The sequence below is a fragment of the Paenibacillus montaniterrae genome (assembly GCF_018403185.1).
GTDB lineage: Bacteria > Bacillota > Bacilli > Paenibacillales > Paenibacillaceae > Pristimantibacillus > Pristimantibacillus montaniterrae.
Genome location: NZ_BOSE01000001.1, coordinates 440,141 through 461,720 on the forward strand (window position 1 = coordinate 440,141; position 21,580 = coordinate 461,720).

General features: G+C 49.1%; 21 protein-coding genes. 4 read left to right on the plus strand and 17 right to left on the minus strand.

Annotated elements, in window-relative coordinates:
• The first annotated feature begins 340 nt into the window (after positions 1–340).
• Both KJS52_RS02120 and KJS52_RS02125 read left to right on the plus strand, forming a co-directional pair.
• Positions 341–1,690: an alcohol acetyltransferase gene (locus tag KJS52_RS02120; RefSeq protein ID WP_246563052.1), complete on the plus strand. Its 1,350-nt coding sequence runs from the start codon at positions 341–343 to the stop codon at positions 1,688–1,690.
• Positions 1,691–1,755: 65 nt separating this feature from the next.
• Positions 1,756–2,367, plus strand: a complete 612-nt coding sequence (locus tag KJS52_RS02125; RefSeq protein WP_246563054.1) for a DUF6320 domain-containing protein — start codon at positions 1,756–1,758, stop codon at positions 2,365–2,367.
• 238 nt (positions 2,368–2,605) lie between these two features.
• Here KJS52_RS02125 and KJS52_RS02130 read toward each other — a convergent pair whose 3' ends face one another.
• The gene (locus tag KJS52_RS02130; protein WP_213512979.1) at positions 2,606–3,469 is read right to left on the minus strand and encodes a sulfurtransferase; all 864 of its coding nucleotides are present in this window, start codon (positions 3,467–3,469) and stop codon (positions 2,606–2,608) included.
• Between the two features lie 81 nt (positions 3,470–3,550).
• Positions 3,551–4,324, minus strand: a complete 774-nt coding sequence (locus KJS52_RS02135) for a class I SAM-dependent methyltransferase (RefSeq protein WP_213512980.1) — start codon at positions 4,322–4,324, stop codon at positions 3,551–3,553.
• A 178-nt stretch (positions 4,325–4,502) separates the two neighbouring features.
• Between KJS52_RS02135 and KJS52_RS02140 the strand changes: the two genes are divergently transcribed.
• Complete coding sequence (locus KJS52_RS02140) at positions 4,503–4,829, plus strand: YnfA family protein (protein WP_213512981.1); 327 nt, start codon at positions 4,503–4,505, stop codon at positions 4,827–4,829.
• Between the two features lie 474 nt (positions 4,830–5,303).
• Here KJS52_RS02140 and KJS52_RS02145 read toward each other — a convergent pair whose 3' ends face one another.
• Genes KJS52_RS02145 through KJS52_RS02165 form a run of 5 tightly spaced genes read right to left on the minus strand, consistent with a single transcriptional unit; the run spans position 5,304 to position 10,121 of the window.
• Positions 5,304–5,900, minus strand: a complete 597-nt coding sequence (locus tag KJS52_RS02145) for an ABC transporter ATP-binding protein (protein WP_213512982.1) — start codon at positions 5,898–5,900, stop codon at positions 5,304–5,306.
• Positions 5,890–6,690, minus strand: a complete 801-nt coding sequence (locus tag KJS52_RS02150) for an ATP-binding cassette domain-containing protein (protein WP_213512983.1) — start codon at positions 6,688–6,690, stop codon at positions 5,890–5,892. Before KJS52_RS02150 ends, KJS52_RS02145 begins: the two co-directional genes overlap by 11 nt.
• 16 nt (positions 6,691–6,706) lie before the next feature.
• Positions 6,707–7,516, minus strand: a complete 810-nt coding sequence (locus KJS52_RS02155; protein WP_246563056.1) for an ABC transporter permease — start codon at positions 7,514–7,516, stop codon at positions 6,707–6,709.
• Entirely contained in the window at positions 7,506–8,474 is a 969-nt protein-coding gene (locus KJS52_RS02160) for an ABC transporter permease (RefSeq protein WP_246563058.1), read from the minus strand. The genes KJS52_RS02155 and KJS52_RS02160 overlap by 11 nt, the downstream gene beginning before the upstream one ends.
• A gap of 24 nt (positions 8,475–8,498) precedes the next feature.
• Positions 8,499–10,121, minus strand: a complete 1,623-nt coding sequence (locus KJS52_RS02165) for an ABC transporter substrate-binding protein (protein ID WP_213512986.1) — start codon at positions 10,119–10,121, stop codon at positions 8,499–8,501.
• A gap of 122 nt (positions 10,122–10,243) precedes the next feature.
• Here KJS52_RS02165 and KJS52_RS02170 point away from each other — a divergent pair, with 122 nt between their 5' ends.
• Positions 10,244–10,945 (plus strand): GntR family transcriptional regulator, encoded by a 702-nt coding sequence (locus tag KJS52_RS02170; RefSeq protein ID WP_213512987.1) that lies wholly within the window; start codon positions 10,244–10,246, stop codon positions 10,943–10,945.
• Positions 10,946–11,205: 260 nt separating this feature from the next.
• Here KJS52_RS02170 and KJS52_RS02175 read toward each other — a convergent pair whose 3' ends face one another.
• From KJS52_RS02175 to KJS52_RS02215, 10 genes are all read right to left on the minus strand, one after another.
• The gene (locus KJS52_RS02175; protein ID WP_213512988.1) at positions 11,206–12,687 is read right to left on the minus strand and encodes an Lsa family ABC-F type ribosomal protection protein; all 1,482 of its coding nucleotides are present in this window, start codon (positions 12,685–12,687) and stop codon (positions 11,206–11,208) included.
• Between the two features lie 307 nt (positions 12,688–12,994).
• Positions 12,995–13,654 (minus strand): hypothetical protein, encoded by a 660-nt coding sequence (locus tag KJS52_RS02180; protein WP_213512989.1) that lies wholly within the window; start codon positions 13,652–13,654, stop codon positions 12,995–12,997.
• Positions 13,655–13,787: 133 nt separating this feature from the next.
• Complete coding sequence (locus KJS52_RS02185; protein ID WP_213512990.1) at positions 13,788–14,771, minus strand: ketoacyl-ACP synthase III; 984 nt, start codon at positions 14,769–14,771, stop codon at positions 13,788–13,790.
• A gap of 371 nt (positions 14,772–15,142) precedes the next feature.
• Complete coding sequence (locus tag KJS52_RS02190) at positions 15,143–15,448, minus strand: Dabb family protein (protein WP_213512991.1); 306 nt, start codon at positions 15,446–15,448, stop codon at positions 15,143–15,145.
• Positions 15,449–15,669: 221 nt separating this feature from the next.
• Complete coding sequence (locus KJS52_RS27610; protein ID WP_281425535.1) at positions 15,670–15,804, minus strand: hypothetical protein; 135 nt, start codon at positions 15,802–15,804, stop codon at positions 15,670–15,672.
• Positions 15,805–15,961: 157 nt separating this feature from the next.
• Positions 15,962–17,185, minus strand: coding sequence for an acyl-CoA dehydrogenase family protein (locus KJS52_RS02195; RefSeq protein ID WP_213512992.1), 1,224 nt, complete (start codon positions 17,183–17,185; stop codon positions 15,962–15,964).
• A 29-nt stretch (positions 17,186–17,214) separates the two neighbouring features.
• Complete coding sequence (locus KJS52_RS02200) at positions 17,215–18,582, minus strand: LLM class flavin-dependent oxidoreductase (protein WP_246563060.1); 1,368 nt, start codon at positions 18,580–18,582, stop codon at positions 17,215–17,217.
• 32 nt (positions 18,583–18,614) lie between these two features.
• Entirely contained in the window at positions 18,615–19,598 is a 984-nt protein-coding gene (locus KJS52_RS02205; protein ID WP_213512993.1) for an ABC transporter ATP-binding protein, read from the minus strand.
• A complete protein-coding gene (locus tag KJS52_RS02210; protein WP_213512994.1) occupies positions 19,573–20,628 on the minus strand; it encodes an ABC transporter ATP-binding protein in 1,056 nt (351 codons plus the stop codon). The genes KJS52_RS02205 and KJS52_RS02210 overlap by 26 nt, the downstream gene beginning before the upstream one ends.
• Positions 20,625–21,575: an ABC transporter permease gene (locus KJS52_RS02215; RefSeq protein WP_213512995.1), complete on the minus strand. Its 951-nt coding sequence runs from the start codon at positions 21,573–21,575 to the stop codon at positions 20,625–20,627. The genes KJS52_RS02210 and KJS52_RS02215 overlap by 4 nt, the downstream gene beginning before the upstream one ends.
• Positions 21,576–21,580 lie beyond the last annotated feature (5 nt).

Here is a 21,580-nt window from a genome sequence, read left to right on the forward strand (position 1 = left end):
TTGAAAAATAAGCACCGCTTGAGCTTTTACAGTTTAATTCCTTGAAGGCTAGCTTCTACTCGCTTTGCAGAAAAGCGAAGCAGAAGCTAGCCTTCGGTTATTTTATTGCTAACTTATCGAGTGAGATATGAACTCAACATGTGCGGTTTTAATAGGGTCTCCGCCTTGAGACCGAGTAAAACTTTATACCTGAGGCGGTGTGAACCTGCGCCGTTCTCTATTAAGATGTGAGTAACGAGGTTTTTCCTGACTATTTAATGATAGTAATTTTCATCAAAACCAATGCAGCAGATTAGCGGTGCTTATAAAAGCTAGTCTTGAGCTCAGCTAGATTGACGCATTGATCGGTATTACGCTGCTTATAGTAAACGGGATGCTGTTGGGAACGGGAAAATATGAAGAAATGGAGAGCACATATATGGAAGAATGGTATAAACTTGACCACGCAGGGAAGCTGTTTCCTGCGGTCGCGGGGAAGGAGAATTCATCCACCTATCGGTTGTCGATGATGCTGACAAGCCAGGTGAAACCATCGGTTTTGCAGGATGCGCTCGATAGCGTAATGAAGAGATTCCCTCTATTGAATGTAGAGCTAAGAAATGGGCTGTTCTGGAAATTTCTCCGTGAGAAGGAGACACGCTTGATAGTGGAGCCGGAAGCCGCCTATCCCTGCTCCCCCGTCAACTTCTCACACGAGAGCGGAAGCTTGGTAAGGGTGCTGTATTACGGCAACAAAATCAGCGTGGAAATTTTCCATGCCTTAACGGACGGTGGCGGGGCATTGGAGTTCCTCAAAACTCTGGTGTTCCAATATTTATCTCTACTCGGCGAGGACGTGGAGGATAAGGAAGGCCTGATTCTGCCGCCTGCTTCATTTGCCCGTTATGCTGAAGCTCAGGACAGCTTTCAAGCCCATTATACTTCTACCACTCCCGAGGCCAGGATGCCGGATGCGCTTCAAATTCCGGGCACCCGGTTCTCGCCTTATGGACACAACGTCATACACGGGATGGTTCACGCATCGCGGCTGAATGCTGTAGCCAAACAAAAGGGAGTAACCCTTACCGCTTACTTGACGGCAATTATGATTATGGCGGTTTACGAAACTACCCTGCCCTTCAATAATGAGAACCGGCCGATCGTGATCAGTATGCCGGTGAACCTGCGAAAAATTTTTCCTTCCAGCAGCCTCCGCAATTTTTTTGCGGTCATCAACATTGGCGTGCAGCTAAAGGAAGGCATGACATTCGAGCAGGTGCTTGAAATCGTTCATGCGCAGATGAAAGAGAAAACGACCAAGTCTTATTTAAGTCAAACGATGGCCGGCAGCATGAAGTATGAAAAAAATTTGTTTTCTCGCTTCACGCCGCTGAAATTAAAGGATCTGGCAATCCGTTTCGGCTTTGACCATTACGGGGAAGATGCCAAAACGCTAACGCTTACCAACCTGGGACGCGTCGACATTCCAGCGAGTATGGCATCACATATCAAGGCTATGGAAACCACGATGTATCCCACAGCCAAAAGTCCCATTAACTGTGCTGTCAGCTCGATCAACGATCAGCTCACGATCACGTTTGCGCGGAATATCGTCGAAAGCGATGTGATTATGCGCTTTTTTCGCCAGCTTGCCAACCTAAGCGAATTGGACATTATGATTGTTAGCAATGATTGGGGGATGGGCGCATGAGATGCGAAAGCTGTGGCGTTTCTGTAGATCCGGCGCATAAAGCGTGTCCCTTATGCCGAAGAAATGTGCAGGGTAAAGATGGCGAGCACCTCACAAGTCATTCATGGTACCCCGTCTATGAAGCTGCGGAGGAGCAGCCTGCGAGCAGCAGTCTTATATCCAAGTGGCTTACCTTTCTTGCGGTATCCGTCATGGGGATAGCCGTCCTGATTAACCTGCTTGGGAATCGCGAAGCATGGTGGAGTTTAACGCTCATTCCCTGCGTGCTGTACGCGTGGTTGTCCGTCAGGCATACGCTGATGTCAAGGGCGCATCTCGGCAGCAAAATTATCGTTCAGTTGCTCGGTCTGTCCGCTATGCTGCTGTGGATCAACGTGGCGAACGGAACGACTTACTGGTCAACCGGCTATGTCATTCCGTTCCTGATGATGGCGGCAACCTTGCTCATTACCGTTATATGCTGTTCGCGAAAAATGGGCTGGCGGGAGTTCTCAGGCTACTTATTAACACTGAACCTTCTTGGTATCGTCCCTTTATTGTTGTATGCCGTTGGCATGTCGAACGTATTGTGGACAGCCGTTGCAGCGGCGGTGTACGCCTTGCTGACGTTCGGCGGGATGTGCCTCATTGCAGACAAGGGATTCCGCCAAGAAATGAAGCGCAGATTTCATTTTTGATAGTAGCTATATTCGCTGTGCTCGCTTACGGTTAGAAGTATGATGAACAGCAGCCGCGCTACAATTCTATCAGGTCAATGACTAATAGATGGCTGCTGGGTACTTCACCCTTTTGCGATGCCCCGAGCTCATGATGAATCTTGCCAATCAACAATTCGACAAGAGGCTACTATTTCAATAAAGGCTACCATAGCTCGGTAGCCTTTATTGAAGCTCGACTGCCGCATGAGCTCGGTTTTTATTCCTCTCCTGTTGCAATCGGATTGTTTCCGTACGTTATCCATTCACTCCACGAGCCAGCGTACAGACGTACATGCTTAAAACCAGCCTCCTGCAAGGCAAATACATTTGGCGTGGCTGATACGCCTGAGCCGCAATACACAATAATCGTGGCGTTTTTGTCGATGTCGGCAAAGCGTTCTGCTTGCTGCTGCGGCGATTTCCATGTGCCGTCGGCTCCTCTTCCCTCCTGCCAAAAATGATTGATAGCAGTCGGGATATGGCCTGCGATCGGATCGATGGTTTCGTGCTCGCCGCGATAGCGGGCTCCATCGCGCGAGTCAATAATAACGGTATCGGCTTGACCGATCGCTTGCTTTACCTGCTCATAGCTGGCGACCATTTCGGGCTTCAGCTTCACGGGAATCGTTGCCCCCGTTATTTTCGCCGGGATGTCAGCCGATACAGGCAGCTGCTCCTTTACCCAGCCCTTGTAGCCTCCGTCAAGCACGTACGCCTCGCCGTCAAAACCGATCCATTGCAGCAGCCAGCGCAGCCTTGAAGCCATCACGCCGCCTTGATCATCATAAGCGACAACGGTTGAGCTTGAACGAATGCCAAGTGAGGCCAAAAAAGCAGCAACCGCTTCCGGCTCAGGCAGCGGATGTCGCCCACCCGCGCCATCGGGTCGCTTGGGACTGGATAAATCACGGCTAAGATTGGCATAATGCGCGCCAGGTATATGCCCCTCGCGATAGGCGAGCTCTCCTGCTTCCGTATCCATCAAGTCATAGCGGGTGTCGACGATGACTAGCTCTCCCTGCTGCTCACTCCCCTTCTCTATTTGCTGCAGCAGCCATTGATTCGAAACAAAATATGACATCCTTATCCTCTCCTATTTCGGTCGTGACCTCGGAATTCTCAGACACGCCCTAATTAACGACATTAAATACTTTCTGTGCAGCTAATCGTGTTTAATGGCAACGATGCGCAGCCGCTTGTAGTCGATATGCCAAGCACCATCGTAAAACAAGTCAGGCTTAACCTTTTGCGCGATCCACTCGCAGGCATTATCCGCCTCTTGTTTGGAAAGTCCGCTTAGAAATGGTTGAGCGAAGCTGTCGAGCCATAGACGCAAGCCTCGTTCTTCATCCTCCATGCGCGTCGGGCGATCAAAATGTGCAGCGTATACGACTCTGAAGCCCCGTTCCTCGAGCAGACTGCTATATTGCCCAATGCTAGGAAAATACCACGGATTCAGCTCGTCCGCATTCCATCCATAAAGCTCCTGCAATACTTCGCGAATGGCTTGAACAACACGCTCTACATTTCCTTTGCCGCCAAACTCTGCCACAAAGCGTCCCTGCGACTTTAGATGTCGCCAAACTGTATCGATAACCGGGATAGGCTGCTTCATCCAGTGCAGTGCAGCATTGGAAAATACAGCGTCAAATTGCTCCCCCAGTTGAAAATGCTCTCCGTTGCCAACAATAAGGTTTAGCGCGGGGTATTTCGCTTTGGCCTGCTCAATCATTTCAGCAGACAGGTCAAGTCCGGTTACATGCGCACCGCTTTGCTGGATCAAATAAGTGAGATCCCCCGTACCACAGCCCAAATCCAAAATGCGTTCGCCGCTCGCTGGCTGCAGCAGCTGCAAAACATCCTTCCCATACTCCGACACAAAGCCAAGCTTAAGGTCATAGCGTTCACTGTTCCATACTTGCTGCTGTTTATCCATTCTCATTGCTCCTTTCCTCTTTATGGCATTCATTGTGCCACAGAATCATTTATATTAGAAATATATAAAACCTATTTACTTGATAGTTTTAAACTATAACCAAACGATTGTCCATCTATTGCTGCTATAATGCTATATAGTGAGGCGAATGCTCATTCGCATAAAGAAGGAGGCTCCTATGTTACTTACAATATTAATATTTATCGCTGCTGGCTTGGCAGAAATCGGCGGTGGCTATTTAATGTGGCTTTGGCTAAGAGAATCGAAGCCGCTTTGGTATGGTATAACAGGCGGCGCAATTCTAGTGCTGTATGGCATACTGCCAACGCTGCAAAGCTTTCCTAACTTTGGAAGAGTCTACGCAGCCTATGGCGGCATTTTTATTTTTCTTGCCGTACTGTGGGGTTGGCTGGTCGATAAGAAAACGCCAGATTTATACGACTGGCTTGGCGCCGCTGTCTGTATGGCTGGTGTAGCCATTATGCTCTGGGCGCCACGCAGCTAGCACTTTGCTTGCATAGGCAATGGAAAGAGCAATCATGTGTCAATTTTAACAGAATTCTTAAACAAAAAGCCCTTTGCTCTCTCGACAGTGAAATGCCGCGGAACAAAGGGCTTTTGAAATTATACTGAACACTACTAGAAGGCGAGGAGCGCTAGTAGAAAACGAGGAGCGCAGCGTAGAGCAGAGCTACGTGAGCACCGCAGTTTTCGCTAGGGCTCAAGATTCGCCGTCGACTACGCTACAACGCAATCACATCGTCATCAAAGTCGTGCTTTTTGACCTACCTATTCCAATAAAGGTTCAAAAACTCGGCTTTCAGGACCAAGAAGATGGCACGATACTAGAAGGCGAGGAGCGCAGCGTAGGCACAAGCTACGTGAGCACCGGAGCCTTTGGTAGCGTGCCATATTCGCCGTCGACTACGCTACAACACAATCGCCTCGTCATCAAAGTTGAGTTTTTGAACTACCTCTTTTAGGGAAGCTCTAGGATGCGATGACATATTCGTCTTAGCAACTCCCCATCATGACTAACAACGAGCATGCCCATTTGCCGCTGCTCCATTACCTTAAGCATTGTTCGCCAAATTTGCGCCTGGGTAATCGCATCAAGCATCGTGGTCATTTCATCGGCGAGCAAAAATTTCGTTTGCGGGCTTAGCGCACGTGCAATGCAAATTCGCTGCAGCTGACCGCCGGACAGCTCGGACGGATAGCGCTCCAGCCATGCTGCGTCAATTTGCAGATCATCGAGCAGCGCTTGATCGGGCTCCCAGCCCTCCTGCAATATGCGCTTCGCCTTCCAGCGCGGATTAACCGCCTTCTCTGGATGCTGAAATACAAGCTGCACAGGCTTATAGCCTTTAGCAGCATAGCGCTTCCCATCCAGCAGCACTTCGCCTTCCTCCGCTCGCTCCATCCCGGCCAAAATTCGGCACAGCGTGGATTTGCCGCAGCCGCTCGCACCCTGCAAACCGACGATTTCTCCGCTTTCCAGCGTCAAATCGATTCCGCGAAACAGCCACTCCTGCTTATTTTGCCGCCTGCCGATTTGCTTCGCTTCAAGCCTCATCGTTCCACCCCACCGCTTCGATAAATTGGTGCTGAGGCAGCGCTTGCCACAGTGCACGTGTATAAGGATGGCTCAGCGCTTCGCCCATGCCTGCGAAGCTTGAGGCTGGAGAAATATCTACCAGCCTTCCTTCGCGCAGCACAGCTACCCGATCGGCAATTTGCGCTGCCGCAGCGAGGTCATGCGTAATAAAGAGGATAGCTGCTCCAGATGCAGACAAGTCCTGAAAGATGCGCAGTGTTTCCTGTATAACTGCTTCATCCAGCCCCGGCGTCGGCTCGTCGGCAATGATCAGCCTTGCGCCACTTACGGCCGCAGTAGAGACAAGCACGCGTCTTGCCATCCCGCCCGATAGCTGGAAGGGGTACAGCTTGGCTGCCCCTTCCGGCAGGCGAAAGCTGCGGAAGATGCTCTGCCGTAGCGCTTTCGGCTGACCGATGCGAGCTGCCTGCTCGACCTGCTTGCCTACCGTCATTAATGGATCCAAATATTGCACCGACTGCGGAATGAGGGCGATTTTGCTGCCCCGCAGCTTGCTCAGCGCAGCAGCAGTCAACGGCTTCCCTTCAAACATTATTTCGCCAGCAACACTCGCATTTTGCGGCAGCAAGCCGAGTATCGCATGGGCTAGCAGGCTTTTGCCAGAGCCGCTTGCTCCCACAACAGCAACGATTTCACCAGCCTCAAGTGAGAGCGACAGGCTTTGGATCACCGGCTGAGTCGTTTGGCGCAGCCAGCGATCGTACATTGCAAATGAGATGGACAAATCGCGAATGTCCAATAATGTCATGCTTCACGCACCTCCTTTAACGCTGGAAGCGAGCTGGATCAACAAATTGATACAGGCTTCTGGCCAGCATGTCGAACGCCCGGACAACGACAAACAAGCAAAGTCCGGGGAAAAAAGCGAGCCACCACATGCCGGTCGATAAATATTTCATCGACTCCGACAAAATGATGCCTATTGCCGGCTGATGCGGCGACAAGCCCATCCCGAGAAAAGTTATTGCGGCCTCATGCAAAATCGCATGCGGGAACAGCAGCAGCGTGCCGACGATAAACTGCGGCAGCAAATGAGGCAGCATATGCCGTGTCGCAATCCACCACGCGGAGCGTCCCATTTGCTTGGCAACAAGCACATATTCGCTTGCCTTCAACGCCAAAATTTCTGCGCGCATTAATCTCGCCAGGCTTGGCCAATGGGATAGCGCCACCGCGACGACTACCCCTTTAACGCCGCCGCCCAGTACAAATGAAATAAGCAGCAGCAATACAAGATGCGGCACGCTAAGGCATAGATCAATTAGCCATGTAATGATGCGATCGACGGTTTTGCCTAGCGTAGCAGCCATTAGCCCGAGGCTGCCGGCAATAAGCCCGCTCGCAACAGCAGCCAGAAAACCGACGCCGATGCTAAGCGCAAGACCTTTCATTGTACGGGTAAACATATCTCGGCCGAGCCAATCGGTGCCAAACAGATGCTCAAGGCCAGGTGCGAGATTGCGCTGATCAAGCTGAGTTGCCAGCCTGTCGCTGCTCAGCAAAGCGGCAAGCAGCAGTGGCAGAAGCAGCAGCACAGCTGCAACGCATATGCGAATATAGACGCTACGTCTCATGTCGGTATCCCTCCTTAATCCGCGGATCAACGAGGCGATAGATCCATTCTGCGATGGCATTGCCGACAAAAACAAACAGCGTGCTGAACAAGACGATCCCCATCAATAGCGGAACATCGCCTCTTGTGCTTGCTTCAACGGTAGCCTGTCCCAGTCCAGGATAGGAAAAGACCTGCTCGATCAGTACTGCCCCGCCGAACAGCTCGCTGAACGAGGCGAACTGCAGCGTAATTGCTGGCAGCATAATGTTGCGCGCGCCGTGACGGCGCCACAGCAAAAAGCCTTGCTCCCCTCGCGCTCTGGCAAACCGTACATAATCGCTGCCAAGCACCTCAAGCAGCTTCTCTCTTGTATGCAGCGCAATATTGGAGATGCCAACGAGGCTTAAAGTAATCGCGGGCAGCACCATATGGTACAGCCGATCGAGCCATGTTACCTGCTCGGCGCTTACGCCTGCCGGAACAGCCAGGCCAACCGGGAAAATCGGCAGCCATACCGTAAAGACAATGAGCAGCAGCAGTCCAGCCCAAAAGGCAGGCGTCGAGGACAACGCATAGCAGTACCATTGGATGACGCGGTCGATCCATGTCCCCTGCTTCATGGCTGCCAACGATCCAGCGGCGAAGCCGATCACGCCAGACAACAGCCACGCGGCAAGCAGCAGAACGAAGGAATGTGCGAAGCGGTCCTTAATGACCTCAAGCACTGGCTCGCGATAGATCATTGAGGTGCCCATGTCGCCCTGCACAATCGCTTTAAGCCAGTGCAAAAACCTTTCGATCGGCGGTTGATCCAATCCCCAATAGGCGGCTATCGCCGCTCGCTGCTCCTCCCCAACCCGGAGCATGTCCGCTCCAATATAAGCTTGAACGGGATCAATTGGTGAAACGCTTATTAAGGCAAAGGTAATGATGCTGACAGCAGCAAGCAGCAGCACAAGCCGTATAAGCTGAAACATTAGCATTCGGGTTGCACGCATCTGCTACTCCATCCACTTCCACTGCTCAATATTGCTCGTAATGGGCCAGCCATGTCCATGCGGATGAATGAGCTGCTGCCCGATATCAAGCTTTTCATTGACAAGATACAAATGATCGATGTTGACCAGCCATGCCCAAGGCGCATCGCCCTTGGCGCTTAGTCCCGTGCTGCCGTCCCATTGTGCTTTTTGCCATAGCTCCATAGCCTGCTCTTCGTCTGTAGCTGCCAAAGCCTGCTTCATATATTGATCGACTGTCTCATTCGTATAATGGCCTGGATTGTAATACCCGACCCCGGCAAATTGGCTGCCGTAGACATGGTACATTTCCAGCGGATCAAGGCTGCCCCAGCCCAGCATGACTGCATTGGCGTGCATAAGCGGCTCGATCTCGCTCCAGCTTTTGCCGAGTACTGCGATATCGATGCCGATTGGCTTGATCATATCTGCAACAGCGATTGCCAGTGACTGGCGCAGTGCGTCTCCTGCCGGATATAGCAGATTGAACTGTGCTGCCAGCCCATTTTTATCAAGGATGCCGTCGCCATCACTATCGCTCCAGCCGGCCTCTGCCAGCAGCTGCTTGGCTGCCTCGGAATTGCCATCCTCAACCACTGTAGCTTCATTCCACCACGGCAGCTGATCACTGATTGAATACGCCGGAGTGCCATGGCCTTCAAGAATACCGTCCACTAGCAGCTGGCGATCGATGGCAATGTTAATAGCTTTACGAATCGCCGGATCACTTGTCACATCGTTGCCGATTGGATATCCCTGCTCCGTCGTTGAGCCAGCTGGCACATACGGGAACATAATGCCGCGATTGTCAACGGTTTGCAGCGCCTCAAGCCGCATTCCGCTTACCTGCTGTGTGCTGAACGAGGACGGAATAGCAGCGACATCCACCGTCCCAGCCTTGGCAGCGGCAAATGCAGCGTCCTCAGCGAGAAACAGAAACGTTAGCTGCGTAAAGGGTGATTTATCGCCGTAATAGAGTTCATTTTGTTCAACCAGCAGCTGCTGTCCCTTGTCCCACTGCACGAGCTTATATGGACCAGAGCCAATAGGCTGCTTGGCATAATTTGCTGAATACGCATGCTGCGGTACAATCCCGAGCGTCGTTAAAACATCAACAAAGGTAGATTGTGCAGCTTGCAGCTCGAACATCACGGTATAATCTCCTTGCGCTGTTACAGCAAGCAGATTCGTCAAGTCAATAACCGATTGACTTCCTTTAGCTGTTTCAAATGTAAACACTACATCATTGGCTGTCAGCGGCTCGCCATCACTGAACTTGACATCCTCGCGCAGCGTCACGGTCCAGATCAAGCCGTCCTTGCTAACACTATAGCTTGTCGCCAGATCCTCCTCGATTTCCAGCTCACTATTTCGCGTCAGCAATGTGCTTTGAAATAGCGGAGAGCCGTAGCGTCCCCAGCCTGTTGTCGGATCAAAGCCTTCATCGGGCTCCCCGCCAATTGCCAGAATCAAATGCTGTTTTTGCTCTGCGGTTTCAGTCGTGCTGCGCGCAGCATTGTCCAGACTGCCCCTGGATTCGGAGCAGCCTGCGAGGATAATCAATGCGGCGAGACTGCCAACCAACGCTTTGCTTAGCTTCTTTCTCATCTAATGCCTCTCCCTTTCCTTTACCTGCATATCCAAAACGATATTCTTTCATTGACTTGCATACATGTATACATGTATACTCAAAAACAGATTTAGCATATCATATTGAGGTGGAACAATCCATGATTTTTTTACAGCCGCAAGCAAGCTCAAGAAGCTTAGGCTTTCAAGCCTATGAGGCAATACGCGATGCCATCATCACCCTGCAGCTTAAGCCTGGCCAATCCGTTATGGAAGTCGAGCTTGCCGAGCTGCTGCAAATTAGCCGTACGCCCGTGCGTGAAGCGATGCAAATGCTAATCGCCGAGCAGCTTGTCCAGGTGCTGCCGCAGCGAACGAAAATCGTTTCCCGCATTTCCGAGATAAAGGTTAAGGAAAGCGCCTTTGTTCGCTTAAGCCTTGAGCAAAGCGCGTTTCAGCTCGTCGCCCGGCAATGGAGCAGCGGCGACGCTCGCTTCCAGAAGGCAGACAAGGAGCTGTCGGCGCTGCTTCAGCAGCAAATGGAAGCGGCCGAGCAGCATCATGTACAGCAGTTTCTTACGCTGGATGAACTGTTTCATCGCAATATTTTGCAGCTTGCCGGCAATGACACATTGCTGGAGGTCGTCTATCATATGCGCGGTTACTTGAACCGCTTTCGTTATTTGGCGATGAATGACTTCGCTTCGACGAAGGCAGCAGTTCAGGAGCATATTGAGCTGCTGCAGGCCTTAAAGGCTGGCGATGAAGCGGCAATTGCCACTATGCTGAAGCAGCATTTGGGCAAGCTTGAGAGTGAAATTCCGATTCTGAAGCAAAAGTATCCTGATTACTTTCACAATTAGACAGCATCGTTCAGATTATATCAGCTTTTTTTGGTCGGTTCATCTAGTCCGCGACGATTTATAAGCCGCTCACAAAATTGCTGCATCGGGCCAGCGCGATTTTAGGCATAGCATACAAACAAGCCGCTTATCAGAAATGCGCACTGCCTTGTCCTTGTGACAAAGGGCGCGTTATCCGATAAGCGGCTTTGTTTAGACGGCTGCTGTTGTTGCACTCGCCTTAAATGGAGCGGCAAGTTATAACTCTGGCTTGCTAAATGTTACAGGCTGACCATTTTGGTGGCGATTTTTTCAGCGAACATGCGATCATGCTCGACAAAGATGATTGTCGGCTCATATTCAAGCAGCAGCTCTTCTATCTGCATGCGCGAGATTACATCAATAAAGTTAAGCGGCTCATCCCATATATAGAGATGGGCAGGCTCGCAAATGCTCTTGGCAATGAGCACCTTTTTCTTCTGCCCGCCGCTAAAGGCGGAAATGTCCTTCTCAAATTGCTCACGCGAAAAGTCGAGCTTGCGCAGCAGCGACTTGAACAACGCTTCGTCGATTCCCTGCTCTCTCGCGTAGTCCTTCAAATTTCCGCTTAAATGCGAGGTTAGCTGCGATACATACGAAATTTCCAGCTGACTGCCCAGCAGAAATGTGCCAGTATAGCTGAACTGCTCGCCGCATAAAAGCCGCAGCAGTGTCGATTTACCCGAACCGTTTTTCCCGGTTATTGCGATCCGATCCCCCTGCTCAATTGTGAAGCTGACGTCGCTGCAAATTTGCCGATCATCGATGTAGATCGACAGCCCGCGCAGCTCCGCAAGCTGGGCCTTATAGTAATCAAGCGGCGTCATTTTGATCGGCACATTCGACTCAATGTTTTTAAGCAGCTTGGATTTTTCCTCAATCGCGCTATGCTGGCGCTGCTCCAGCACCTTGGAGCGCTTCATCATTTTTGCTGCCTTATGGCCGACATAGCCTTTGTCGGGCTTCAAGCCGGAAGCTTGCTTGCCGGCGTTCTTCGTTTTCTCCACCTCATGCGACCATTGGCTCGTACGCTTGGACGCTTCATCCAGTCGCTTAATGTCTTTTTTCAGCTTTTCATTTTCCGCCAGCTCGAACTGGTCCTGTCGCTGCTTGTCTTCCCACCAACTCGAGAAATTGCCGCGTCTCACCTCAATATTCGTCTTATTGATCGACAGAATATGATCGACGCATTCATCGAGAAAGGCACGGTCATGCGATACAAGAATGAATCCCTTTTTTCGCTTCAAATATTGGCTGACGATCTCCCTTCCTTCCACATCAAGATGGTTGGTCGGTTCATCGATCAACAAAAACTGATGCTCCTTCAGAAATAACGTTGCCAGCATTATTTTGCATTGCTCGCCGCCGGAAAGAGAGGCAAAGGGCCGGTAAAGCAGCTCCTCGCCTACCTGGAGCAGTGAAAGCTCTCTGGAAAGCTGCCAGTATTCATAATCCGGAAACAACTCGTCAACGATATCAATCGTCTGCTTGCTGGCATCCTTAATCGGATAAGGGAAATATTCAAATTCAACGTTGCTGGAAATTGTGCCGCTGTATTCATATTTTCCGAGCAGCAGCTGCAGAAATGTCGTTTTGCCGCGTCCATTTCTGCCGGTAAAGCCAAGCTTCCAGTTGGAATCGATTTGGAAGCTGACATTTTCAAAAATATTGTCGTAGCTGCCTTCATAGGCAAAGGTTAAATTCGACACTTGAATTAAAGACATGCTAACATCCTCCTTGCCAGATCATTTCGATCAATAAAAAAGAGCCGCAAGAAAGTTACATTTCTCACAGCCCAAATAGAACTAGCAATCCAGTTCCATGCTGAACATAGAACTGGATAAGGATATGGGAATGGAGTCTGTAATGTAACTTTCTTGCACAGGAAAATAAAACTGTCAACGAAACAGCACGGAATCGTTTTAAAGTTTTATCTTTACCATTAGCAAGAAATATCCATTACACCGATCAACTCCATTCAATTAGTTACGTGCATTGTATCATATTATGTTTTGCCTGACAACTTTGGACTTAAAATAAAATTTCCAAACTAATCACGTCTTCATTTTTATCTACTGCCAATACAAGATCATTACATCTGTGACTGATATAGGCTATAGCTATTGAATTAGACAATTCACGAGAAAGCGTCCAGCCAATTGGACTTAAACTAAAGCCGCCGTTTAATTTATAACTCGATGAAATAAACATCCATGCCAAATCGAATCCTGGTACAGACACATCAGAAATAGCATTTTTATCTATTTTATAGTACACTGTTCCATACTCTCTTTGCTTATCTGTTGGTTTTCGCAAAAATAAATCCTTAACAACAGGGTCAATTGTGTTCAAAGTATTCATTTCTAAAAGCTTTTGGATTGAAGTCGTTTTTGCTTTATGCATCGTTATTTCGACTCCATTTGGGGATTGTAGTTTCTGATTTACTTCATAATGAACGCAAACATCATTCTTTAATACTTGAAGAGAACTTTCATCTGCTAACGGAATCGTACTGTATATATGATCAGGGCCTAATAAGGCCGCTCCAAGAAAGAACTGGCTTAAGGGCGATAGTTCTTGAGGTAATTGCACGTCCTCGATATTTAGTTTAGTAATCTCACTAACAGCATGGTCATTTGATCGAAACCTGTTGATAACAAAGTCTCTAGACACTTCTTCTAACCAATTCATAGCATCACCTCAAAAAAGTTCCCGGCTATAATTCATGAAAAGACAATCCCAAATACCCTCCTGTCCAAAATACTCGGAGAACATTTGGGATTCCGTTAAGTATCTTGTTCGCGTCAAACCGGCTTCATTTGACTTAAATTTGCCAGGTTATAAGCAGGCCGGCATGGGTAAGTCCTCCGCCAAAGCCGTACAGCAGCAGCTGATCGCCCTTTTGCACTCGTCCATCGCGAACCGCCAAGTCAAGCGCCAAGGGGATTGAAGCAGATGAAGTGTTGCCGTAATATTCAAGGCTGTAGAGTGTCTTATCCAAGCTGAGCGACATCCGCTCGCACATCGACTCGATCATGCGCAAATTGGCGCTGTGCGGCACGAACCAATCGATTTCCTCAAGTGAACGCCCAGCTTTATCGAGCAGTGTACGCACGCCTTCAGGAACAGTCGTGACGGCCCAGCGATATACCTCTCGCCCATTTTGCACAATTTTTCTCGTATCTGCGATCGGCTCGTTAAACAACTGCGAGGAAATGCCGCTGCAGTACAAATGCTTGCTCTTTTCCCCTTCTGTTCCCATATGATAGGCATGAAAGCTCGGGTTATCTTCATCATACTCAACGAGCACGGCCCCTGCACCATCGCCGAATAAAATGCAGGTAGTCCGGTCTGTAAAATCAGTAAGCTTGCTCAATGTTTCGGAGCCAATCACTAATATTTTTTTATGAAGTCCAGTCGTAACCAAGCTGTTGGCAATATGCAGCCCATAAGTAAAGCCGGCACATGCCGCGTTAAGATCAATTGCACCTGCATGCTCTAATCCCAGCTTTGCCTGAATAATAGCAGCTGAGCTAGGCGTAGCCGCATCGGGACTGAAGGTACAGCAAATGATGAGATCAACATCGTCAATGCTTTTGCCGTAGCGCTCTACGAGATCCTGCACGGCCTTGCAGCCGAGATCACTTGTATATTCATGCTCGGCAGCGTAGCGCCTTTCTTTAATGCCTGTACGCGATACAATCCATTCATCACTAGTATCAACTATTTTCGTAAACTGCTCATTCGTCATGATAGTGTCTGGTACATAGGAGCCAATAGCCGAAATTTTTGCCCTTGATTGAATCATTAAGCACCCCTCCTAAAGCTTTTCGTAAGATCATTGAATTGGCTTCCCAGCAGCGAAAAGCAGCATCGAAAGCATAATCCAAGCTTTTCGTAAGATCATTGAATTACTTTCCTTGCACGAAAAGCTGCATCGGAAGCATAAACTTAGCTTTTCGTAAGATCATTGAATTGGCTTCCCTGCAGCGAAAAGTAGCATCGAAAGCATCCCCTCATATAAGACCATACTCATCATATCACAAATTAGTACCAGATACTAATACTTGATGCTATTACTAGCAAAAAAAATGAAGTGCCCATAAGTCAGTGAAACCTGACGGTTTGAACACTCCTTCTTCTTATGCAAGACAGTCCTAATCTTCAGTCTCTTTTATGCTACAGGTATCGCTTGTAATCGATCTCCATAAACTGCTCGACCTCTACTTCCCAGCGCTGCTGCACAAATGCAGTATGTACAGGATGCTCGTTGTAGGCATCGTAATCAGCTTGCGAGTCAAACTCCATCGAAAAGCCGTATTGATAGTTGTTTTTCGGGCTGACCTCGTAAAACACTTGGAAGTTTTTCACGCTTGGGATGGAACTGAGCAGAGCTTGGCCATCCTGTAAAAATTGTTTTGCTTGCTCCGAGTCCTTTTCATGCTTTAAGGTGAAGACGACGGAATGGATAATGGTAGAATTCATCGCTTTAGACTCCTTTTGTTTGAAATAAATTGCTTTGCGGATAATTGCATACTGGACATTGTCGATTCATTGAAGGAATTTCAGAAGAGCATGAAGGGCAATACGCTACGCCTCGAGGTTCGCTTTCGCTTGCATCAATATAGACAGGATTATGTTTGTCATTAAGCAGTTGCTGCATCATTTGCTTCATCTCTTGCACTTCTCTGGCAAGCTTGGAGGATTCAATTGCGCTTGATGTCATCCAATAGATTATGATCGCACATACCGAAATCCCAATAAGCCACATACTTAATAAAAATATAAACTCCTGCACGCTCCACTCTCCTTATCCACAAAATCATAATCATTAAGTCCATTACCAGCATTTCTTTTCCTATAGCTGGAATAAATGATAATTAACTATCATTTTAATAGATTTTGTTCGAGATTGTAAGAGCTTCGCAGCCTAAAAATGCGCCAAGCCGTGGCAATTTGTTGCCAGGCTTGGCGCATTTGAATGGAAAGCTGTCATATTTACAACGTTTTATCTGGCTTTAAGCCAAGCTCATATTGCCCAATTAAAGCAGCATGTCGATCAACAGGGTCATGCAGCGTCAACGTTCTTGCATTCCGATAATAGCGGTCAAAGTTGCAGGCTTGTGTGGCAGCGCTTGCCCCCATCACTTGAAACAAGGAGCTTGTTGCTTCCAAAACGGCTTTAGTTGCAATCACTTTTGCCTGAGACGCTGCCAGCTTTACAACATCGTTAAGTTCTTTGTGAATAGTAAATTGCTGCAACAGAAACGCTGCGTGCATAACTAGCGACTTGGCTGAGGCTAGCTGGGCCGACCATTCTCCAAGTCTCAGCTGTATGATGCTGTCAAAAGCTTGCCCCTCGCCGCTTGCTGACCAGGAGCGCGCCTTTTCTCGAATATATTGCGTCGCTTCCCGCAGCGCCCCAAGACCAATACCAACAAATTGCGCAGCAAAATGGATATTGAATTGTGCAGAGAAAAAGTCATCAAACCGCGCATAATGCCCAGCATCGCCTAATACATGACCTTGTGGGACAAATACCTGATTAGCAAGCACTTGTCCGCTACCCGTACCACGTTGACCGATCCCGTTCCAATCATCGATTACAGTAATGCCTTCACTCGCTAAATGCACAAGCGGCATCAGCAGCTTCTGCTCGCCAGTTTCCTCGGCAGCAACGGCCCGCCAAATTGCCCACTTTGCGCGTGGAGAGCCGGTAGCAAATATTTTTCTGCCATTGAGTACAAAACCATTTTCAACCTGCTGCAATGTGCTGGTTAGCTTAAAGCGGTCACGGCCTGGCTCGCTGCCAAAGCTGGCGAACATCTCTCCTTTAATTGCCTCCTGAAAGAAAAATTGCTGCTGCTGGGCAGAGCCTAGCGCATGAACCAGCTGGACGCCAGTATTATGGAGAGCCAGCACCTGCGATGTAGAGGAGCACCATGAGGCGAGCTCCATCAAAATTAGAGGCAGGATCACAACATCTCCATTCCACCCGCCTCCAAAGCCGTTAAACGACTTGGGAACGGCGATGGTCGTTAATCCGGCATGGGCGAGTGCCTCAATCGCTTCAGCAGGGTAGTGTCCTTCGATATCAACCTCGCTTGCATGAGCCACCACGACTGACTGGCCAATATCCCTTGTGCGCTGCAGGAGCTCCAGTTGCTCCGCACTATACTGGTAATGTTCTGCCGCGTACAGCAAATGATCACACTCTGCCATTGTTTAGTCCCCTTTCGTTGATGATGTTATTAATATGAAGCCAGGGTTGGACGAAAGGCTGCCCCGGGATGGTGGCTCGGAAGCTGGGCTTGTCCGTTGCCAAACAGCTTCTCTCTAAAGCTGCCTTGCTCGTAGTCCTGCTTGAAGATTCCCCGTTTTTGCAGGACTGGTACGACTAGCTCAATAAAATCGACATACGATTGCGGAAGGACATACGGCTCTAAGTTAAAGCCATCCAGCCCGGTTTCCTCTACCCAATGCTGGATGCTGTCTGCCACTTCGTCTGGGGTGCCAATAACGGTAAGCCCGCGAAAGCCTTTTTGCAAGAAGTCATCGATAACCTCCTGCACTGTTTTTTTCGTTTTACTATATTTTGTAAAACGATCTCGATGCGTTTGTCCCATTTCTGTCTCAATATTTTCAAAGTATGCAGCAGGATCGAGCGCAGTCAAATCAATACCGGTAACTGAGGTGTAGCTGGCCAAGGTAGCTTCTTTGCTTTGAAAACGCAAGTAAGCTTCGTGCTTGCGCAGCGCTTCCTCTTTAGTTGGTGCAACGACGACGCTTAATCCTGTAAAAATTTTAACACTTTGCGGATCGCGACCATATGCTTCAGCTCGCTGCCTAATGTCCTTAATTTGCTCGCGCAGCACCTCCAGCGTTGGTGCCTTCAAGAAGATGCCTTCCGCATGCTTTGCAGCGAATGCTCTTCCTCTGTCGGAGCTGCCGGCCTGAAAAATAACAGGTGTGCGCTGCGGTGACGGCGATGAAGACAAATAGCCTTTCGATTTGAAATAGACGCCCTCATGCTCTACCATGTGAACCTTGGCCGGGTCCGCATAAACGCGATTAGCGCGATCAAGCTTGATGGCATCCTGCTCCCAGCAGCCCTCTAAATATTTATAGCTTACCTCCATATATTCATCCGCCCGATCGTACCGCTCATCATGCGGAATAAAATCCTCCTTTCCAAACAAATCGCCCGCTGTTGCGTTGCTTGTCGTTACTACATTCCAGCCAATTCGACCAGCTGTCAGATGATCAAGCGTCGCGAAGCGTCTGGCGTTGGCATATGGCGCTTCAAAAGTTGTCGAAGTCGTCATCGTAAAAGACAAATGCTCTGTTGCTGCCGCCAATGCGGGAATAAGCAGCATCGGATCATTGCCGGGAATGCTGGTAGCTTCTTTTAACGCAAGCTCTTTGTTTCCTTTAGGGTAGCCGTACGTATCGGCAAAAAACATAAAATCGAATTTGCCTCGCTCCAAGAGCTGTGCAATCTGTATCCAATACTGCAAGCTGTTGTAATTGACCCGGTTTTGCTCGGGATGTGCCCATATGCCCTGCGTTAAATGATTAATCGAATTAACCTCAAATACGCCAAGATGGATTTTTTTCATAATTACTGCTCCTCACTTCGATTTAAAATTCGTTATGCATAATGGCAGGCTGCCCAGTGCTCTTCGTTAACTCTCTTAGGCTCTGGTTCCTCCAGGCGGCAACGTTCTGTAGCATACGGGCAGCGTGTATGAAAGCTGCAGCCTGCAATTTTCTCTAGAGGTGAAGGAAGCTCGCCCTCTTGCTGCCATTCCTTTTTCACTGCGAAAGGATCAGGAACAGGCACGGCTGAGAGGAGCAGCTTCGTGTAAGGATGAGTAGGCTGCTGAAACAGACTTTCTGTATCCCCCTCCTCCACAAGCCTCCCCAAATACATGACACCGATCCGGTCTGAAATATGTCTGACGACGCTAATATCATGCGAAATAAACAGATAGGTCAAATTCATGTCGTGCTGCAGCCGCTTAAGTAATTGAATAATTTGAGCTTGTATGATGACATCCAGAGCGGATACAGGCTCATCACAAACGACAAGCTTGGGATGAACGATCAGCGCTCTTGCTAGTCCGATTCGTTGACGCTGCCCGCCCGACAATTGATGCGGCAGGCTGTAATAATGCTCTCTTTTCAGCCCAACTGCAGCGAGCATGTCCATCGCTCGTTCCGTTCTTTCTTGTGGCGTACCAATGCGATGGACATGCAAAGGCTCTTCAAGCGCTTCTCCAACTACAATTCTCGGATTCAATGAAGAATAGGGATCCTGAAACACCATTTGCAGTTCCTTACGATAGTGCCTGAGCTGCTTGCTGCTCAGCTTTGCCAGATCGTTGCCTTCGTACAAAATTGAACCGCTGTCTTGCTCTGTAAGCCGCAGCAGTGTTTTACCAAGCGTGCTTTTGCCGCAGCCTGATTCCCCTACAAGTCCATAGGTCTCTCCTGCAAAAATGGTAAAGCTGACATCGCGAATCGCTCTTACTCTCGCTTTTTTAAAGCTGTTTTTTGCTTTGCTCCAGTAGCTTTTGTGCAAATTTTCTACCTGCAGCAGCGGTTTTCTACGATTGGACGGATTGAATAACATGGTCCTCACCTCCTGACCTCGCTTGCTGGCCCTGGCTCCGGCTCTCGATCTTGATCAAATCGGCATTCCAGCAGCGTACAAGCGCCTGCACCCCTTCAACCGGCTTCAAAATAGGAGATGCGCTATGACATTTTTCGGTTGCGTAGCTGCAACGGGAAACAAAGCGGCAGCCTTGCGGCAGCTGATTTAACGTGGGCAAAGATCCCTCGATGACAGTTAAAGGTTTGCCACGCTCGGAATCGATGCGCGGCATAGCTTGCAGCAGCGCTTGCGTATACGGATGACGAGGTGATTGGAACAACTCCTGCACCGATGCTGTTTCCACAACCTGTCCCAAATACATAACAACGACCTTATGGCAAGTTTCAGCAACAATGCCAAGATCATGCGTAATCAGCAAAATGCTCATATTGAGCTGCTTATTAAGCCGGGCAAGCAGACTCATAATTTGTGCTTGTATCGTTACATCAAGCGCTGTCGTTGGCTCATCGGCAATTAGCAGTTTAGGGCGGCAAGCGAGCGCGATAGCAATCATCACTCGCTGGCGCATCCCGCCTGAAAGCTGATGCGGGTATTGGTGATACCGCTCCTGCGGTGAAGGTATCCCGGTTAATTGAAGCAGCTCAATCGCGCGCTGCATTGCTTGCTTCTTGCTGATGCGCTGGTGGGCAAGCATCGCTTCGACAATTTGTTCGCCAATTGGATATACCGGGTTCAATGAAGTAAGCGGATCCTGGAAGATCATTGAAATATCGTTGCCGCGAATACTGCTCATTTGCTTGGCTTTTAATGAGAGTAAATTCACTCCGCCATACGATATTTCTCCTTCGTACTTCACCTCTTTCCTTTCATCAAACAGCCGCAATATTGATTGGGCTGTAACGCTTTTGCCGCAGCCGGATTCTCCCACCACTCCAACGATTTCTCCTTCGTTAACTGTGAGCGACACGCCGTCAACAGCAGGCAGCAGGCCATTGTAGGCTTTAAAGCTCGTTTTTAGCTCTTTAATTTCCAATATCGGTTTTGTCATGACGCCGTTCCCTCCTTTCCAGCCTGATTAAGACCTGAAAGCCGCTTGTACAAAGCCTTTGCATGTCCCTTTTTGGCTGTATGCGGATCGAGCAGATCGCGAAAGCCGTCACCTAGCAAATAAACAGCTAGTACGGCAACAATGAGCGCAATGCCTGGGAATAGCGTCATCCACCAGGACTGAAAGATGAACATCTTGCCTTCCGAAAGCTGATTCCCCAGACTTGGCGTTGGCGCAGGAATGCCTGCCCCTAAAAAGCTGAGTGCCGCCTCGACAATGATAGACTCGGCAAATACGAAGCTGCCTTGTACAATAAGCGCTGGCAGCGTGTTAGGCATAATATGCTGCCATATCATTCTTGTATCGCTTGAGCCGATTGCTCGTTGTGCTTCAATGTAGGCTTGCTGCTTGGCAACAACCGCTGAAGAACGAACAATTCTCGCGACAGAGGGAATAAACACAATTGCAAGACACATCATTAAATTAAGCATGCTTGCTCCCAGAGCGGCCATTATAGCGATAGCCAGCAAAATCGCAGGAAAGGCAAACAGCGCATCCATAATTCTCATTAGCAGCTGATCCAGCCATCTATACATAGCAGCGTACAGGCCTACGACCAGCCCGATGGCCGAGGCGAGCAATGAGGCAATAAATCCAACCTGTACAGAGTTTCTAAGCCCATGCAGCACTCTTGAAAATACATCGCGCCCAAAATTATCTGTCCCGAACAGATGCTGCGTGCTTGGCCCTGCCAAACGGTTGACAATATCTACTTCAAGCGGCTTGTACGTCGATAGCCAGGGTGCGAACAGAGCAACGACCAGCAGGAGAATGGCAAGAAGGCTGCCCCATAGCAGTCTCGTATTGGTGAATGCCTGCTGGAGCAATTGCTCCCTGCGTGCAAGCTTGTATAAATTGATCGCTTCTGCTTGTTGTCGTTTCACCATGAATT

What these genes read in the sequence shown, in the direction of transcription:
- KJS52_RS02130 (WP_213512979.1), bottom strand. Translation starts at nt 3,469, where the DNA reads ATGTCATATTTTGTTTCGAATCAATGGCTGCTGCAGCAAATAGAGAAG.
- KJS52_RS02135 (WP_213512980.1), bottom strand. Translation starts at nt 4,324, where the DNA reads ATGGATAAACAGCAGCAAGTATGGAACAGTGAACGCTATGACCTTAAG.
- KJS52_RS02140 (WP_213512981.1), top strand. Translation starts at nt 4,503, where the DNA reads ATGTTACTTACAATATTAATATTTATCGCTGCTGGCTTGGCAGAAATC.
- KJS52_RS02145 (WP_213512982.1), bottom strand. Translation starts at nt 5,900, where the DNA reads ATGAGGCTTGAAGCGAAGCAAATCGGCAGGCGGCAAAATAAGCAGGAG.
- KJS52_RS02150 (WP_213512983.1), bottom strand. Translation starts at nt 6,690, where the DNA reads ATGACATTATTGGACATTCGCGATTTGTCCATCTCATTTGCAATGTAC.
- KJS52_RS02155 (WP_246563056.1), bottom strand. Translation starts at nt 7,516, where the DNA reads ATGAGACGTAGCGTCTATATTCGCATATGCGTTGCAGCTGTGCTGCTG.
- KJS52_RS02160 (WP_246563058.1), bottom strand. Translation starts at nt 8,474, where the DNA reads ATGTTTCAGCTTATACGGCTTGTGCTGCTGCTTGCTGCTGTCAGCATC.
- KJS52_RS02165 (WP_213512986.1), bottom strand. Translation starts at nt 10,121, where the DNA reads ATGAGAAAGAAGCTAAGCAAAGCGTTGGTTGGCAGTCTCGCCGCATTG.
- KJS52_RS02170 (WP_213512987.1), top strand. Translation starts at nt 10,244, where the DNA reads ATGATTTTTTTACAGCCGCAAGCAAGCTCAAGAAGCTTAGGCTTTCAA.
- KJS52_RS02175 (WP_213512988.1), bottom strand. Translation starts at nt 12,687, where the DNA reads ATGTCTTTAATTCAAGTGTCGAATTTAACCTTTGCCTATGAAGGCAGC.
- KJS52_RS02180 (WP_213512989.1), bottom strand. Translation starts at nt 13,654, where the DNA reads ATGAATTGGTTAGAAGAAGTGTCTAGAGACTTTGTTATCAACAGGTTT.
- KJS52_RS02185 (WP_213512990.1), bottom strand. Translation starts at nt 14,771, where the DNA reads ATGATTCAATCAAGGGCAAAAATTTCGGCTATTGGCTCCTATGTACCA.
- KJS52_RS02190 (WP_213512991.1), bottom strand. Translation starts at nt 15,448, where the DNA reads ATGAATTCTACCATTATCCATTCCGTCGTCTTCACCTTAAAGCATGAA.
- KJS52_RS27610 (WP_281425535.1), bottom strand. Translation starts at nt 15,804, where the DNA reads ATGGACTTAATGATTATGATTTTGTGGATAAGGAGAGTGGAGCGTGCA.
- KJS52_RS02195 (WP_213512992.1), bottom strand. Translation starts at nt 17,185, where the DNA reads ATGGCAGAGTGTGATCATTTGCTGTACGCGGCAGAACATTACCAGTAT.
- KJS52_RS02200 (WP_246563060.1), bottom strand. Translation starts at nt 18,582, where the DNA reads ATGAAAAAAATCCATCTTGGCGTATTTGAGGTTAATTCGATTAATCAT.
- KJS52_RS02205 (WP_213512993.1), bottom strand. Translation starts at nt 19,598, where the DNA reads ATGTTATTCAATCCGTCCAATCGTAGAAAACCGCTGCTGCAGGTAGAA.
- KJS52_RS02210 (WP_213512994.1), bottom strand. Translation starts at nt 20,628, where the DNA reads ATGACAAAACCGATATTGGAAATTAAAGAGCTAAAAACGAGCTTTAAA.
- KJS52_RS02215 (WP_213512995.1), bottom strand. Translation starts at nt 21,575, where the DNA reads ATGGTGAAACGACAACAAGCAGAAGCGATCAATTTATACAAGCTTGCA.